The following is a 16,784-nucleotide window of genomic DNA, read 5'->3' as shown; positions in this document are numbered from 1 at the left end:
GCAAGGGAGATTCCCTTAAGATAAAACAAACTCAAAGGAGAGACAAAACATGTCAATTATTACTGATGTTTACGCACGCGAAGTCCTAGACTCACGTGGTAACCCAACTATCGAAGTAGAAGTCTACACAGAATCAGGTGCTTTCGGCCGTGGAATGGTTCCTTCAGGAGCTTCAACAGGTGAACACGAAGCAGTTGAATTACGTGATGGCGACAAAGCTCGTTATGGTGGTAAAGGTGTAACGAAAGCAGTTGACAATGTAAATAACGTCATTGCTGAAGCAATCATCGGCTACGATGTACGTGACCAAATGGCTATCGATAAAGCAATGATCGCTTTAGATGGAACTCCTAACAAAGGCAAATTAGGTGCTAACGCAATTCTTGGTGTTTCTATTGCTGTTGCTCGTGCAGCTGCTGATTATTTAGAAGTACCTTTATACCACTACTTAGGCGGATTCAATACAAAAGTATTGCCAACACCTATGATGAACATCATCAACGGCGGATCTCACTCAGATGCTCCGATCGCTTTCCAAGAATTCATGATCTTGCCTGTAGGCGCACCTACATTCAAAGAAGGTCTACGTTGGGGTGCTGAAGTATTCCATGCATTGAAATCAATCTTATCTAAACGTGGTTTAGAAACATCAGTAGGTGACGAAGGTGGTTTCGCTCCTCGTTTTGAAGGAACTGAAGATGGTGTTGAAACAATCTTAGAAGCTATCAAAGCTGCTGGTTTAGAACCAGGTAAAGACGTTTACCTAGGATTTGACTGTGCTTCTTCTGAATTCTACGAAAATGGCGTGTACGACTACACGAAATTTGAAGGCGAAAACGGTGTGAAACGTACAGCTGCAGAACAAGTTGACTACTTGGAAGAGTTAGTTAACAAATACCCAATCATCACAATCGAAGATGGTATGGATGAAAACGACTGGGATGGTTGGAAACTATTGACTGAACGTCTAGGCGACAAAGTTCAATTAGTTGGTGACGACTTGTTTGTTACAAACACTGAAATCCTTGAAAAAGGAATCAAAAACGGTATCGGTAACTCAATCCTAATCAAAGTAAACCAAATCGGTACATTGACTGAAACATTCAATGCGATCGAAATGGCTAAAGAAGCTGGTTATACTGCCGTTGTTTCTCACCGTTCAGGTGAAACAGAAGATTCAACAATCTCTGATATCGCAGTTGCAACAAATGCTGGCCAAATCAAAACTGGTTCTCTTTCACGTACTGACCGTATTGCTAAATACAACCAATTACTACGTATCGAAGACCAACTTGGTGAAGTTGCTGAATACAAAGGCTTGCAAGCTTTTTACAACTTGAAAAACAAATAATCTTTCGATGATTACATTGCTCTGAAAGAGCAGCGGTTGATTTAACAACCGCTGTGATTTCAGAGCTTTTTTGCTGTCTGGATTAAGTGATTTGAATCAAGACTTATTTTTCTCATGGAACAGAGAGCAGTCTTTTCTTCTTTATTTTCTTTTTCTAAAAAAAGAAATTATAGTTCTGGTTTAGCGAAACTCTATAATAAAAGAAAAAATAAATTTAGGAGAAATACATGGTGTATGATTATCTAATCGTTGGTACAGGACTATTTGGCTCGGTTTTTGCTTATGAAGCAGCTAAACGGGGACACTCGGTGAAAATGTTGGAAAAACGAGCACATATTGGTGGCAACTGTTATACAGAAAAACAAGTCGGAATTGACATACATAAATATGGTGCGCATATCTTTCACACATCGAGCAAAAAAATTTGGGACTACGTCAATCAGTTTGCTGATTTTTATCCCTATATTCATGAACCTATTGCAAACTATAAAGGTGAGCTATATAATCTCCCCTTCAATATGAACACGTTTTACCAATTATGGGGAACCAAAAGACCAGATGAAGCTCGCATCAAACTAATGGCTCAAATTGAAAAGACAGGAATAAAAAGACCCCGAAATTTAGAAGAACAAGCTCTTTCTTTGGTGGGGACAGATATTTATCATAAGCTGATCAAAGGCTATACGGAAAAACAGTGGGGACGAGGATGTGCTCAGCTACCTTCTTTTATTATTAAAAGACTGCCGGTCCGGTATACATTTAACAACAATTATTTTACGGATACTTTTCAAGGCATTCCAAAATTGGGCTATACAGAAATGATTCAAAAAATGCTTTCAAATCCACTGATTGAAGTTTCTTTAGAAACTGATTTTTTTGCAGACCGTACGCGTCATGAAGCATCAACCAAGAAGATTGTTTATACTGGAATGATTGACCAATATTTTGACTATTGTTACGGGGAGTTGGCCTATCGTTCTTTACATTTTGAAACTGGAACATATGATACAGATAATTATCAAGGAACAGCAGTTATGAACTTTACAGACAGTCAAACGCCCTATACGCGAATCATTGAGCATAAACATTTTTGTCCAGTTGTGACAAAAAAAACAGTTGTCACGAAAGAATTTCCAAAAACTTGGCGGAAGGGAGACATTCCTTACTACCCAATTAACGATCAAATCAATCATGCTCTGTATCGCAAGTATGAAAAATTAGCGCATCAGCAAAAAAAATGTTTATTTGGTGGGCGTCTAGCAAACTATCGTTATTATGATATGGATGATACGATTGCAGCCGCTTTAAAACTAGTCAAACATGAATTTCAAGCAGAGTGACTTCTTTTATGGAAGAGGTTGCTCTTTTTTGTCCCGATTCTGGGACAAAACGTAACTTTTTTACTAGTTATGAAATAATGAATTGTCCTATCTTTTAAAAATAGGACTAGGGGAAGCTTATAAAAATAGTTTTATGAAAGGGGAGAAAAATAAACGTAATGAGTAAAAAGAATAATTATCGAAAGTTGCTACGCTCCAATAAGAGTGAACGCTACAAGATGTATAAAAGCGGAAAACATTGGGTCTATGCAACGATCACTTCTTTTACTGGCATTGCTGGATTGAGTATCACACCAATCGTGGCGCATGCTTCAGAAATCACACCGCCTTTAGATGCAAGCAAAGAAGCAAATGCCGAGAACGTCTTGGCAAATAAAACGAATGCCAAAATTCCTGCTTCATCGACGCAAGAAAGTGAGGCTACTTCACAATCTGAAAGCATGCGTCCATCGGAAAGTTTTTCTGAATCCGAAAGCAACACCCAGTCACAAAGTGCGACAGAGTCAACGAGTGTAACAGAATCACAGAGTATCAGTGATTCAGAAACTGAAAACAATGCTACCAGTATCGAGGCATCTCAAAGTGTTTCTGAATCAATGAGTCTTTCGGAAGAGAAGAGCGGATCTGAATCAGAAAGTTTGAGTATCTCTGAAAGCGCCTCGATTTCTGAAAGTGGCTCATTGTCGTCAAGTGCCTCAGAATCGACAAGTCTATCGTTGTCACAATCGACAAGTGGCTCTCATTCAACTTCAGTAAGTCAAAAGAACCAACCAAAACAAACTGTTTCCGAAAAAAATAAAGTGGAGTCACAAAAAGCACAAGATCTCTTCGATCAATTAGTACCCAAGAAAGTACAAGCGTCGGTTGACACCACGACGAATGCATTAGAAATTGTTGTCAAAGATGGCAAATCACCAAGCACATCTTTGATTCGGGCAGCACAACAATATGCTAGTGCCAATAATTTGATTGCTAGTTTTGCCATCACCACCCAATCAGGGCAGATTGTTAAAATCAATGTTTCTGCGGATCCAGATATGGGCCGAGAAGAATTTGAGCAGGCAATCAACGATGGTAACAAAACCAATTCACCTTCTGGGGTGACGGTTGATGTTCCGGACCAAGTGAAAAATAAGGAATTATACAAGCAAACAGCTATTGCTAATGGCACTTATGCAGCAGTGAATGACTGGGCTACGCTGAAAGCAGCATATGGAAATGCTTCGATTACCTATATTGAGGTAACCGCTAATATTACGGCAGCTACCAATGTGGCTACCCGTGATTTAGGATGGCGGGCAACGAGTGTGATTATTGACGGTAATGGGTTTACAGTCAATATGGCAGGAGCAGCATTTAATGTAGGGACAAGTTCTACAGTTCGCGGTTCTATCTTTACGATCACAGATGTGAATTTGATTCATTGGCAATCAGGTACCAACTCAGGAGACAGTGGCACAGGTAATGCAGATGGAGTGATCGATTCACGATCAGCAACCGGAGGTTATGGGTACTGGTACTTCAATATCAATAATGTGACTCTCGAAGGCCGAGATGGTGTTAGCGGGACAGATACCTCATACCAACCACGACGATTGCTGGATGCAGAGGACAGTCACGTTACTTTATCAGGTAAAGTCATCGCAAATGTCAAACAAGAATTGATGCAAATTGGTGAAGTAGCAATCGCTAACGGAGCCCATGTAGAGTTGAATCGGACAGCTGGTACTACCGGCTACTCCATGTTTTACTATATGGCAATCCGTGGCAATAATGCGAGTGATACAGGATTCAATCACACCTTTAAAGTGGGCGATGGCGCGACAATTATTGGAAACGAGCTAAGTACCTATAACAGCAACAACTATCCCCTTGTCTATTATGGATTTAACTCAATTACTGTCGGAGATGACGTAACTTGGAAACAAGACGGTTTCCAAATGCTACTCGATTTTTCTCGTTACTCGGGAAGTCAATCAAATGACCGAACCGCAACTTTTGGTCAAAATCTGCAAATGACGGCAACTCGTACAGTAGGTTCCAACTCGCTAAACGTCACGAATAGAGCGGTTGTTACATTTAATGCAGGAACGGTACTTGATCTGCAACAATGGAATGCCAACACTGTTGTGAACGTGGCTTCCGGTGCAACAGTTCGCTTTATTTCACCGCGGGCATTGCACTTAGCCCGTCTAACTTCTTCAGGAGCTGTTTCGGCAGGTCGATTGATTACCGGTTCGGGAACATTTGTCATGAATAATTCTCAGATCAGTACATGGCAAGGCAGCAGTAGCCAAACCGCTGCTCCAGAAGGCAACCGTAACTTAAAATTCGTGGAAATGACTATTTCAGGTTCGACAACAACTATTAAAGATACGGCTGGAAATGTTACTACATCTAACATTGTAGACACTTCTACCCGTGAATTAGCGACTGTTGCGATTGCGCCAGGAACCGTAACCGTAAATTATGTTGATCAGTACGGCAATATTATTAAAACTGTTGATATGCCAATTGATCCAGACGTTAATTACATTGGTGAGTATCTTGATTTGCAAACATTGGAGTATGCCAATGAGTTAATGCCTGAAAATTATATGTGGGCAATCGGTACCCAAGTTGCTAGTTCAGCTAAAAATGATGGTCAAAGCGGCGGAGATAGTACGACTAATGCCGATAATGGGGACAGCTATGGGCAAGCGACGGTTGCGATTGTTCCAATGGAGAACACAAATTATACTTATAATATTTATGTATATGGTGTTGCCAATCATTCGGTTCAGTACCAATATGTCGACGTTAAGACTGGTCAAGTAATCTCTTCTGAGTATATGAATGCTGGTACCGAAGCTTCCGGAACAGATAGAATTCCTGCAAACTACGGGAATGTTATCGATTGGACAAATAGTTACTATACTTCGACTAATTTGCCACCAGGTTACTATTATGCAACAGGTGCCGTATTGAATGGCAATGTACAGCCTGGATCTACTACAGTTGGAACTGAAGCGAGTCTGACAACCATTTACGTTGCAGCAGACACACAAACTGTCAATGTAACTTTTGTTAATTCAGATGGCCGTCCATTACAAAACCAAGTTGGCACAGTTGCTATCAATGGGACGACTGGTCAAGAACTAAGCTATTCTGACTTAATCGCAGATTACCTAACTCAAGCTGGTTATTATGCAGATCAAACTGGAACATTTGTTTTTGATAGTACTAGTAATAATGGCAGTACAACAGACAGTGATCAACAATTTATTACGATCACTCTTTATCCATCCTATCAAGAAGTCGGTGTCGTTGGTAATAATCAACCTGAATCAGATCCTGCTACAGGGGAAGCATTTGAGCAAATCCCAGGAACTGTCACTGTTGGAAAATATGGTACTTCCGGTGTTTCAAATGAAAGTTTCACTCTTGGGGTGACAGATGCAGATTTAGAGAGAAATGGGTATATCTATACGGTTACAGGACCAGATGGAGTAGTCTACAATACATTAGCGGAAGCTATGGCTGCCAATCAAACTTTTGATACTACCAGCAATGGAGCATCTCAAACGGATTCTTCGCCACAGATGTTTACGGTCAATTATGAACAAGACCCGGTATCATTGTCTACGTCCGAGTCTATTTCGGGAAGCGAATCATTATCAGAATCCATTGTTACTTCTACTTCTGAGTCAGAAAGTGTTTCTCTTTCTCAATCAATTTCAGAAAGTGACTCATTATCAGAATCGATCTCTGTTAGTGATTCAGAATCAATTTCTACATCAATTAGTGCGTCTGTTTCAGTATCAGATTCAGAGAGCAACTCAGTGTCATTGTCTATTTCAGAAAGTGAATCTGACATGAATGACTCGACTTCTGAATCATTGTCAGCATCAATCTCTACTTCAACTTCTTTAAGTGATTCAGAATCGGTTTCGATTTCATTGAGTGACTCAGAGTCAACGTCTCTTTCTATCAGTGAATCTGTTTCGGTATCAGACTCAGAAAGTGGTTCGTTATCTACATCTATTTCAGAAAGCGAATCAATGTCTCTATCAATTTCTATTAGTGATTCAGAATCGTTGTCAGAATCCCTATCTGAAAGTATTTCAACATCTATTTCATTATCGGATAGTGATTCAATGTCAGAAAGCCTTTCGGCATCAGAATCGTTATCTATATCAGCTAGTGTATCAGAGTCTGATTCGGAAAGTGATAGTTCCAGCTTAAGTGCGTCTGTTTCTGGATCATTGAGCAACAGTACAAGTGATTCTGAAAGTTTATCTTTATCAGAGTCAGTATCAGTTTCACTCTCGGAATCACTAAGTGAATCCACGTCACTATCTCTGTCAGAAAGTGACTCAGTATCAGAAAGTATTTCAGCATCAGAATCATTATCTGTCGCTATCAGTGAATCGGATTCTTCTTCCCTCAGTGAAAGCATTAGTTTGAGTGAATCTATTTCTGATTCGTTGAGTGCAAGCATGAGTTTATCCGAAAGCTTATCGGAGTCAGAATCGATCTCAAATTCAATTAGTACGTCGATGTCATTGAGCATTAGCGATAGTAATAGTGAGTCTAGTAGTGAATCAGCCAGCTATAGCGGCAGTACGAGTGTAAGTAATAGCGATTCAACAAGTGAAAGTATTTCTGCAAGTAATTCACTATCAGTAAGTATCAGTGAGTCAACCAGTTTGAGCACATCAATCAGTGATTCATCCTCATTGAGTACAAGCATTTCTAACTCACTAAGTGCGAGCGAATCTGCAAGTTACAGCAGTAGTACGAGCGTAAGTAACAGTGATTCGACAAGTGTGAGTACGTCAGTTAGCGAATCAACATCTACAAGTATCAGTGACTCAATCAGTGCCAGCATATCAACTAGTGATTCTTTATCGGTAAGTATTAGTGATTCAACGAGCTTGAGTACCTCACTTAGTGATTCATCCTCAGTGAGTGTCAGCGTTTCGACATCACTAAGTGCAAGTGAATCAACAAGTTACAGCGGCAGTACGAGTGTAAGTAATAGCGATTCAACAAGTGAAAGTATTTCTGCAAGCAATTCACTATCAGTAAGTATCAGTGAGTCAACCAGCTTGAGCACCTCACTTAGTGATTCATTGTCATTGAGTACAAGTATTTCCGCCTCACTAAGTGCGAGTGATTCTGCAAGTTACAGTGGCAGCACTAGCGTAAGTATCAGCGAGTCAGCAAGCTTAAGCACATCAATCAGTGATTCATCATCATTGAGCACAAGTATTTCTGCATCATTAAGCGCGAGCGATTCTGCAAGTTACAGCGGTAGTACGAGCGTAAGCAACAGTGATTCGACAAGTGCAAGTACGTCAGCTAGTGAGTCAACATCTGCAAGTATTAGTGACTCAACAAGCATAAGTACGTCGATCAGTGACTCTATGTCATTGAGTACAAGTATTTCCACATCACTAAGTGCGAGCGATTCTGCAAGTTACAGCGGTAGTACGAGCGTAAGTAACAGTGACTCGACAAGTACAAGTACATCAATCAGCGATTCGTTGTCTCTGAGCACAAGCATTTCTGCATCACTAAGTGCGAGCGATTCCGCAAGCTTCAGTGGTAGCACAAGTGTAAGTAACAGTGAGTCAACAAGTACAAGCACTTCGATCAGTGATTCATTATCAGTAAGCACAAGTATCAGTAATAGTGAATCCGCAAGTGCAAGTACGTCAATCAGTGATTCATCCTCATTGAGTACAAGTATTTCGGCATCACTAAGTGCGAGTGATTCTGCAAGTTACAGCGGTAGTACGAGCGTAAGTAACAGTGAGTCAACAAGTACAAGCACTTCGATCAGTGATTCATTATCAGTAAGCACAAGTATCAGTAATAGTGAATCCGCAAGTGCAAGTACGTCGATCAGTGATTCATCCTCATTGAGTACAAGTATTTCGGCATCATTAAGCGCGAGTGATTCTGTAAGTTACAGCGGTAGTACGAGCGTAAGTAACAGTGAGTCGACAAGCGAAAGTACGTCAGTCAGTGATTCATTGTCAGTAAGCACAAGTATTTCCGCATCATTAAGTGCGAGTGATTCTACAAGCTACAGTGGTAGTACGAGCGTAAGTAATAGCGAGTCCACAAGCGAAAGCACGTCACTAAGTGATTCTTCGTCGCTAAGTACAAGCGTAAGCAACAGTGAATCAACAAGTACAAGTACGTCGATCAGTGATTCATTATCTGTAAGTACAAGTATTAGTAACAGTGAATCAGCAAGTGTGAGCACATCAATCAGTGACTCCATGTCATTGAGCACAAGTATTTCCGCATCGTTAAGTGCGAGTGATTCTGCAAGTTACAGTGGCAGCACAAGCGTAAGTAACAGTGACTCGACAAGTACAAGTACGTCGATCAGTGATTCATTATCTGTAAGTACAAGTATTAGTAACAGCGAATCAGCAAGTGTGAGCACATCAATCAGTGACTCCATGTCATTGAGCACAAGTATTTCCGCATCGTTAAGTGCGAGTGATTCTGCAAGTTACAGCGGCAGCACAAGTGTAAGTAACAGTGATTCGACAAGTGTGAGTACGTCGATCAGCGATTCGCTGTCTCTAAGCATGAGTATTTCCGCATCATTAAGTGCGAGTGATTCTGCAAGCTACAGCGGCAGCACAAGTGTAAGCAGTAGCGATTCAACAAGCGAAAGTACGTCAGTCAGCGATTCATCCTCATTGAGTACAAGTATTTCCGTATCACAAAGTACGAGTGATTCTGCAAGCTATAGCGGCAGCACAAGTGTAAGCAGTAGCGATTCAACAAGCGAAAGTACGTCAGTCAGCGATTCATCCTCATTGAGTACAAGTATTTCCGTATCACAAAGTACGAGTGATTCTGCAAGCTATAGCGGCAGCACAAGTGTAAGTAACAGTGACTCGATAAGTACAAGCACATCGCTAAGTGATTCATTATCTGTAAGCACAAGTATCAGTAACAGCGAATCAGCAAGTGTGAGCACATCAATCAGTGATTCATCCTCATTGAGTACTAGTGGTTTGGTTTCACAAAGTGCGAGCGACTCTGCAAGCTACAGCGGTAGTACTAGTGCAAGTATTAGTGAATCAACAAGTACAAGTACGTCAGTTAGCGATTCGCGGGCTAGTGAAAGTCAAAGTTATAGCAGTAGTACTTCAGCCAGCTTGAGCCTGAGCACAAGTGTCAGCACTTCAGTCAGTGATTCTGCTTCAATTAGTTCAAGTATCAGCAACAGTGAATCGAATAGTATGAGTACGTCAATCAGTGATTCACGTTCTAGTATGAGTGAAAGCTATAGCAGCAGTACTTCGGCAAGTATTAGTCAAAGTACTAGTGACAGTTCTAGCTACAGCAGTAGTACCTCAGCAAGCATTAGTGCAAGCACTAGTGATAGTACAAGTATTAGTAATAGTGCTTCTGTAAGTATGAGCGAAAGTTTGAGTATCAGCACATCAATAAGTGACTCGTTGTCAATCAGTGCAAGCTTGAGCAATAGCGATAGTCTTTCAGAAAGTAGATCATTTGCAAGTGAAAGTCAAAGCTACAGCAGTAGTACTTCTGCAAGTCTGAGTCTCAGCACAAGTACTAGTATTTCATTGAGTGATTCATCGTCAACTAGCATGAGCAACAGTACCAGCTTGAGTACTAACTTGAGTCAATTGACAAGCGACTCGCTTTCCGAAGGGATTAGCTTAAGTAATAGTCTAAGTAATAGTTTCAGTAATAGTACTTCAGCTAGTACGAGTTTGAGCTCAAGTACAAGTCTAAGTGAACAACTATCTCAATCAGTAAGTGCCAGCGAGTCACGGAGTGATAGCGTCAGCTATAGCAGCAGCACGTCAATTAGTACGAGTGAAAGCAGCAGTACTAGCTTGAGCGAATTACTATCTCGTTCAGCCAGTGCCAGTGAGTCGCGGAGCAATAGCTTAAGTCAAAGCACAAGTACTTCCTTTAGCGGAAGCAGCAGTACTAGCTTAAGTTTAAGTGAAATGAACTCTCAATCAACAAGTGCTAGTGAGTCACGGAGTGATAGTGTAAGCAACAGCATGAGCACTTCAATCAGTGATAGCTTGAGTGCAAGTACTAGCTTAAGTGATTTACTATCTAGATCAGAGAGTGCGAGTGAATCGCGAAGTGACAGCCTGAGCTATAGCGGCAGCACATCGATCAGTAACAGCTTAAGTTTAAGCACGAGCCAAAGTGATTTAGTATCTAGATCTGAAAGTGCAAGCGAATCACGTAGTTTCAGCACGAGTGATAGTGCTAGCACATCGATCAGCAATAGCGCTAGTGCAAGTGACAGCTTAAGTGATCTATATTCAAGATCGAATAGTTCTAGCCTTTCAACAAGTGACAGTACAAGTACCAATGATTCTGTCTCAGCAAGTGCTAGTGAAAGCACTAGCACCTCACAATCAATTAGTACGAGTCTAAGCGAATCGGCATCAATCAGTACGTCGCTTAGCGAAAAACAAGAAGTGATTGAGTCTCAAAGTGTGAGTGCTTCAACAAGTGATTCACAAAGTTCGAGTATAAGTGAATCAGTTAGCGTCAGCATCAGTACTAGCGAAAGCGAGCGGAATAGTACGGTGGTTTCACCTAGCGAATCAACTTCGATTAGTGAAAGTATTAGTACGAGTGAAAGTTTCCGAGATTCTGAATCGGTTAGTGCAAGTGACAGTACAAGTTTGAGTCAATCAATGAGCACTAGCGACCAAGTCTCTGCTTCTGAGAGTATAAGCGACAGCTCCAGCACTCGTGATTCTGAGTCTGAAAGCGCAAGTATTTCTACGGAAGAAAGCCGCAGTTTCAGTACAAGTGAGTCAATTTCTGCAAGTGAAAGCACATCGATTAGTCAAAGCGAAAGTGCAAGTATGAGTGAATCAGCCAGTGAAAGTACAAGTACGAGTGAATCAGCCAGTGAAAGTACAAGTACGAGTGACAGTGAACGTGACTCAATGTCGAATAGTGCAAGTGTAAGTGATTCGAACTCAACAAGTGAAAGTCTAAGTGTGAGTGAATCAGCTAGCGAAAGCACAAGCATCAGTGATAGTGAACGTGACTCAATGTCAAGCAGTGCTGAGACAAGTGAATCTGGCTCTACAAGCGATAGTACAAGTGCTAGCAACTCTGCTAGTCTGAGTGAAAGCTTTAGTGCTTCTGATCGGGACTCCGTCTCTATGAGCGCAAGCGAATCAATCAGCGAAAGTACAAGCGTTAGTGAATCTGCTTCGTTAAGTACAAGTGATGTCAACTCTGAAATCGTCAGTGACTATCATAGTAATAGTTTGTCTGAAAGTCTTTCAGAACTACAATCGCAATCAACTAGTCAAGATCATTCACTTTCAGAAAGTGCATCAATCAGCGGATCTACTTCAACTCCTACAAATTCCGAGCAGAATAATGCAACGAACGGAAATACAGGAACGTCACAAGGCAACATAGGAGTGGGGGGACATGCGACTGGAGCCACTCTTCCTAAGACTGGTGAATCTGATGCAAGCGGTAGTCAAATGTCTCTTGCTGGAATTGCCGCGCTGTTAGCTGCGATTGCTTTAATGAAAAAGAAAAAAGATGCAGCAAAGCGTGAAACGGATTAATCAGTTCCTTTCAGTTTATGAAGGGCTGGGATAAATTTCCTAGCTCTTCTAAAATGATAGAAGTGTTACTACTCAATAAAAAAGCGTCATAGTTAGATTTTCCTAACTGTGACGCTTTTTTATTCGCTATAGCCGATTATGGAAATTCAACATCGAATGAACCATCTTCTGTTTTTACCAACTCGGATAATAATAAATTTCTGATTGCTTCTAGATAAATTGCTTCACGCATTTGAGTGAAAGAACGGTGTGCCTCTACTTGAAACTCATAGATGGGACGGTGTTGTCCCCAGTTTCTTCCATTGATGACTGTTTTCAATTGTTGCAAGTTGTCTGATTGTTCGATCCAAAGAGTATCCAACGCTTTTAAAAGAACAATTCGCTTGAAGAACAGCTGCTGGAAACTGTCTGGCATGAATTGCTGAATGTGAGTCAAACGATCTGAAATCAGAGCTAATAAGAATTTTTTGACGGTTCGTTTATTAAATTTATCCAGTTTCTCGATTTCAAAAATATCAAAATTATAGTCCAAATTATTAAAGATGAAATCAAGGATCGCTTGTTTATTTAGATTCTCTTTCTTAGTGATGAATTGATTGATTGCTTCTTCCATGCATTTGTTGAAGATTTTTTCTAACTCAACTGGCGTGCCTGTCATGATACTGTTCCTCATGCTGTACATTTTGTCTCTTTGAATGGTGATGATTGAGTCAAATTCTAGCGTTGTTTGACGTCCAGCAATTTCTTGATTTTTGCGATTGCTTTGAGACTGATTGATCAATTTATTGTATTTTTTCTTTTTTAATGGCTTGAAACCATTGGCTGATTTTTCTTGTTCAGTTAATAGTTCTCGTTCCTGGGCTGCCCATTTAGGTGCACTTTCAACAACGATTTTATCCTCCATGGATACATAAAAAATGCTATCACCAGGGTCTCCTTGACGTCCGGAGCGCCCCCGCAGCTGATTATCGATTCGGTCACTGGTCATTCGTTCGGTTCCAACTACTAACAGACCGCCGTTTTCCCGCGCGTCTTGTTCAAGTTTAATGTCTGTACCGCGTCCAGCCATTGAAGTGGCTACTGTTACGGCCCCTTTTTTGCCCGCTTCTGAGATGATCCAGGATTCTTTGGTCGCTGTTGTAGCATTTAAAAGGTTATGAGGAATTCGATGCTTTAAGAGAATCAGAGAGTATAAAGTCGACATTGAGACCGATCCTGTTTCAATCAGAACGGGACGTTCTTGGATCAAAGCATTTTTTACTGCTTCTAAAGAAGCCATGATCTTTGACTGATTGGTAACATATACGAGGTCCTGATGATCTTTTCGGCGAATGGGTTTATTCGTTGGAATTTCGATTACGTCAATATTATAAGTTTCACGAAATTCGTCAGCGTCTGTTTTGGCTGTCCCGGTCATTCCGGATAAAATCTTGAATTTTCGGAAGAGATTCTGATAGGTAATGGAGCCCATGGATCGGCTTTCCGTGGTGATCTTTACCCCTTCTTTGGCTTCGATTGCTTGATGAAGCCCAGCTTGTAGTTTTGTTCCGATCAACTTGCGCCCATTTGCTTCGTCAAGTAAAAGAATTTCATTGTCTTCCACAACATAGTCTTTGTTTAAGTGCAAGAGATAATTGGCCCGCAAGGCAATGACTAAATGGCGGTAAAGATTTTTCCATTTTTCTGAAAGAATGTTTTCGATACCTAAGTAGTCTTCTGCTTTTTGAATACCTGTTTCTGTAAACCAGGCGTGGCGCTTATTTTCGCTCCTTAGGTAGTCTTTCCCTTCAATCAGGCTCTTTACAAACCAGTCAGATAGCGTAAAAAAGTTGGACTGGACTTTGGGAGCTCCTGAAATGATCAATGGTGTTTGAGCCATATCGAGTAATATTGCATCGATTTCATCAATCAGTACATAATTGAAGTGGGTAACGTATTGTTCATCTGGAGAAACGGCCAAGTTGTCAAACAAGTAGTCAAATCCCAATGCGCTATGGGTAGTATAGACAATGTCTGCTGCATAGACGACCTCTTTGTCGACTTCTTCTCCTTCATCTTCATGTTCGGGGACTCCAGCAGCCACGGTTAGTCCTAGAAAACGATAGACTTTCCCGGTTTCTTCAATATCCCGCAATGCTAAATAGGTATTGGAAGTAATCAAAAAATTTCCTTTGCCTCCCAGACCGTGTAAGTACATCAGCATGGTGGCTGTCAATGTTTTTCCTTCACCGGTTTTCATCTCAGCAACATTGCCATAAAAAAGAGCAATCGCGCCAAGAATTTGGACAAAATAAGGTTCCATTCCTAAGACACGACGGTCTGCTTCGACAACTACAGCATAGGCTTGTGGGAGTATACTCTCTAACTTTTTTCCTAGTTCGAGTTGTTGACGAAAAAGAATAGTTTGCATTTGTAATTCTTGATCCGACAATTGCCGATACTTGTCTGCGAGATTTTGAACCTTTCTCGCTAACCGCATATATTTGCGAAATTTTTTATCTTTCATTTTTGCTGATCCTTCCCCAAAAAATTGATAGTGTTAGCAGATTAATTTGTGTTACTGGCTAATTTAGCACGAATCATTACGTCCTCTAGTTCAAAAAGATAATCCCGCATCAAATCATTGGCTTCTAAAAAAAAGACGATTTTTCCCTTCGGAGCAGCTAGTTTCATTTTTTTGGACGCAATAAGTGGTTCCTTGTTTTGATCAAGCAACGCTTCACCAGAACTTGTTACGAAGTGAAGGGAAAACGTATAGGTTTTGGTGGTGTCCATATTATAGTAGGGAAATTCCCCATGATAGATGGACTCTTGATCAGCTACCTCCAAAGTATCTTCAGTCCGTAAAACGACAGCTTTCAAGTCTAATCTAGGACTAGGTTCATTGTCAGGAGTCCTTGATTCTGCAGTCTGTGTTTCATTATTCGTCAAAGTATCTTTCAAAAAAAAGATACCTCCTAACAGCAAAACAAGAGGTATGATGAGTTCAATTAGTTTCTTCATATGAAATCCTTCTTTTTGGGGATGTTTCTACGGAATTTTCTCCCCTTTTTTTCCAATCCTCGTCATTCTCAGATGATCATCTAAAAATGAAGCGTTGTTTTCTTATTTGAATTTAAAACGATGATACCACAATGACTAACACCACCTTTTCATTTTTTTTTTCGTTTCAACAAAAAAACAAATAAAAAAGGGGGATTTAAACTTGCTATTATTTTGTTAATCCTTACAGATGAAAAAAAGTAAGAAAAATTGGAGATGAAAATGAAGAATCAAAAAGAACTCATTCGTAGGATCATCGCGAGTTTCTTCCTGTTGTTCATCGTTGAGATAGGAAAGCATATTCCGATTCCTTTTTTTATTTCAGAAAAGATACCAGAGGAATCAACTAGCTTGATTCTGAAATTCTTAGCAACATCAACCGGTGGAAATTTCACTGTTCCAACGCTTTTTTCTTTAGGAATGGGACCGTATATGACTGCTCTGATCATCTGGACAACGATCAGCATGATTGATACAGAAAGTATCGGAAATCTTTCCACAAAAAGAATCGGCTATATTCAACGTTGTTTGACTCTTTTATTTGCTGTCCTTCAAAGTTGCGCATTAGTGTTAAAATTTCGTTCATCAATGATCGATCAAAAAGCTGTTGGGGGATCCGTTGTCCTGTTGTTTTTAGGAGCAGTCCTTATTTTGACTGCTGGAGGATTGTTCGTTGCGTGGCTAGCCGATATCAATATCGACAAAGGAATCGGTGGTCAAAGCTTGTTTATCGTTCCAGGTCTATTGATGAACATCCCAGCCATGTTAATTTCGGGACAAACAGAATCCGTCCACTTGAGTCAAAATTTTATGATTGGTTTGGTTATAGTGACTTTAATCTTTATTTATCTAACGCTTTTCCTTTACAGTGCAGAATACCGCATCAATATTGAACGGACAGGTATTGATAGTCGCTTCAACAATTCGTATATTCCCATTCGTCTTTTGCCTGCAGGAGCGATGCCGTTTATGTTTGCGGTAACCGTCTTTTCAATGCCGCAGCTTTTACTCTTGAATGAAAAGTGGGGAGACACAGGCTTTTCGAATTTTATTACGACTTACTTTTCATTTAATAATGTGCGGGGTGTTTTCACTTATGGTCTGATTCTCTATGTTTTAGGTTATGGATTTAGTTTTATTAACGTTCGACCTTACGATATAGCCAAAAATCTTAAAGAGACAGGAGACTATATTTTAAATATTGCACCTGGTAAACAGACGGAGATATATATATTGAAGCGATTATCTACGGTTGCATTGCTTGGCAACAGTTATCTTGTGATCATTTCAATGATTCCGTTATTGATTGGGTTGCAAAATCAGATCATTTCCAACTTAGCTTTTTATTTTGGAAGTATTTTTATGTTGATCATTATTTTAGAAACTATCACAAATGAAATACGCTTCCTCTTTTCCAGACGCACTTACCGGATTTTTTAGAGGATG

At 40.3% G+C, this 16,784-nt stretch carries 6 protein-coding genes; 4 read left to right on the top strand and 2 right to left on the bottom strand.

The features are described 5' to 3' along the window. Positions 1-49: 49 nt before the first annotated feature. The 3 genes from eno (at position 50) to DVW06_RS04665 (ending at position 12,296) form a co-directional block, all read left to right on the top strand. Positions 50-1,351: a surface-displayed alpha-enolase gene (gene eno / locus DVW06_RS04675; protein ID WP_003127565.1), complete on the top strand. Its 1,302-nt coding sequence runs from the start codon at positions 50-52 to the stop codon at positions 1,349-1,351. Positions 1,352-1,578: 227 nt separating this feature from the next. After that, positions 1,579-2,691 (top strand): UDP-galactopyranose mutase, encoded by a 1,113-nt coding sequence (glf, locus tag DVW06_RS04670; RefSeq protein ID WP_005471813.1) that lies wholly within the window; start codon positions 1,579-1,581, stop codon positions 2,689-2,691. A 158-nt stretch (positions 2,692-2,849) separates the two neighbouring features. After that, entirely contained in the window at positions 2,850-12,296 is a 9,447-nt protein-coding gene (locus DVW06_RS04665) for a pectate lyase-like adhesive domain-containing protein (RefSeq protein ID WP_137264458.1), read from the top strand. Between the two features lie 136 nt (positions 12,297-12,432). Here the strand turns inward: DVW06_RS04665 and secA2 are convergent, their stop codons facing one another. Together secA2 and DVW06_RS04655 are read right to left on the bottom strand one after the other, a co-directional pair. Continuing rightward, the gene (gene secA2, locus DVW06_RS04660) at positions 12,433-14,802 is read right to left on the bottom strand and encodes an accessory Sec system translocase SecA2 (protein ID WP_137264457.1); all 2,370 of its coding nucleotides are present in this window, start codon (positions 14,800-14,802) and stop codon (positions 12,433-12,435) included. A gap of 41 nt (positions 14,803-14,843) precedes the next feature. Next, positions 14,844-15,299 (bottom strand): hypothetical protein, encoded by a 456-nt coding sequence (locus tag DVW06_RS04655; RefSeq protein ID WP_005471818.1) that lies wholly within the window; start codon positions 15,297-15,299, stop codon positions 14,844-14,846. Positions 15,300-15,560: 261 nt separating this feature from the next. Here DVW06_RS04655 and DVW06_RS04650 point away from each other — a divergent pair, with 261 nt between their 5' ends. Next, positions 15,561-16,778, top strand: a complete 1,218-nt coding sequence (locus DVW06_RS04650) for an accessory Sec system protein translocase subunit SecY2 (RefSeq protein ID WP_137264456.1) — start codon at positions 15,561-15,563, stop codon at positions 16,776-16,778. The last annotated feature ends 6 nt before the right edge of the window (positions 16,779-16,784 follow it).

The organism is Enterococcus sp. ARL09-542, assembly GCF_005234805.1.
GTDB lineage: Bacteria > Bacillota > Bacilli > Lactobacillales > Enterococcaceae > Enterococcus_D > Enterococcus_D gallinarum.
This window is presented reverse-complemented; position numbering and strand designations above follow the sequence as displayed.

Bases quoted from the DNA above. Each gene is read 5' to 3' on its own strand.
- DVW06_RS04655 (WP_005471818.1), bottom strand. From the start codon at position 15,299: ATGAAGAAACTAATTGAACTCATCATACCTCTTGTTTTGCTGTTAGGA.
- eno (WP_003127565.1), top strand. From the start codon at position 50: ATGTCAATTATTACTGATGTTTACGCACGCGAAGTCCTAGACTCACGT.
- glf (WP_005471813.1), top strand. From the start codon at position 1,579: ATGGTGTATGATTATCTAATCGTTGGTACAGGACTATTTGGCTCGGTT.
- secA2 (WP_137264457.1), bottom strand. From the start codon at position 14,802: ATGAAAGATAAAAAATTTCGCAAATATATGCGGTTAGCGAGAAAGGTT.
- DVW06_RS04650 (WP_137264456.1), top strand. From the start codon at position 15,561: ATGAAGAATCAAAAAGAACTCATTCGTAGGATCATCGCGAGTTTCTTC.
- DVW06_RS04665 (WP_137264458.1), top strand. From the start codon at position 2,850: ATGAGTAAAAAGAATAATTATCGAAAGTTGCTACGCTCCAATAAGAGT.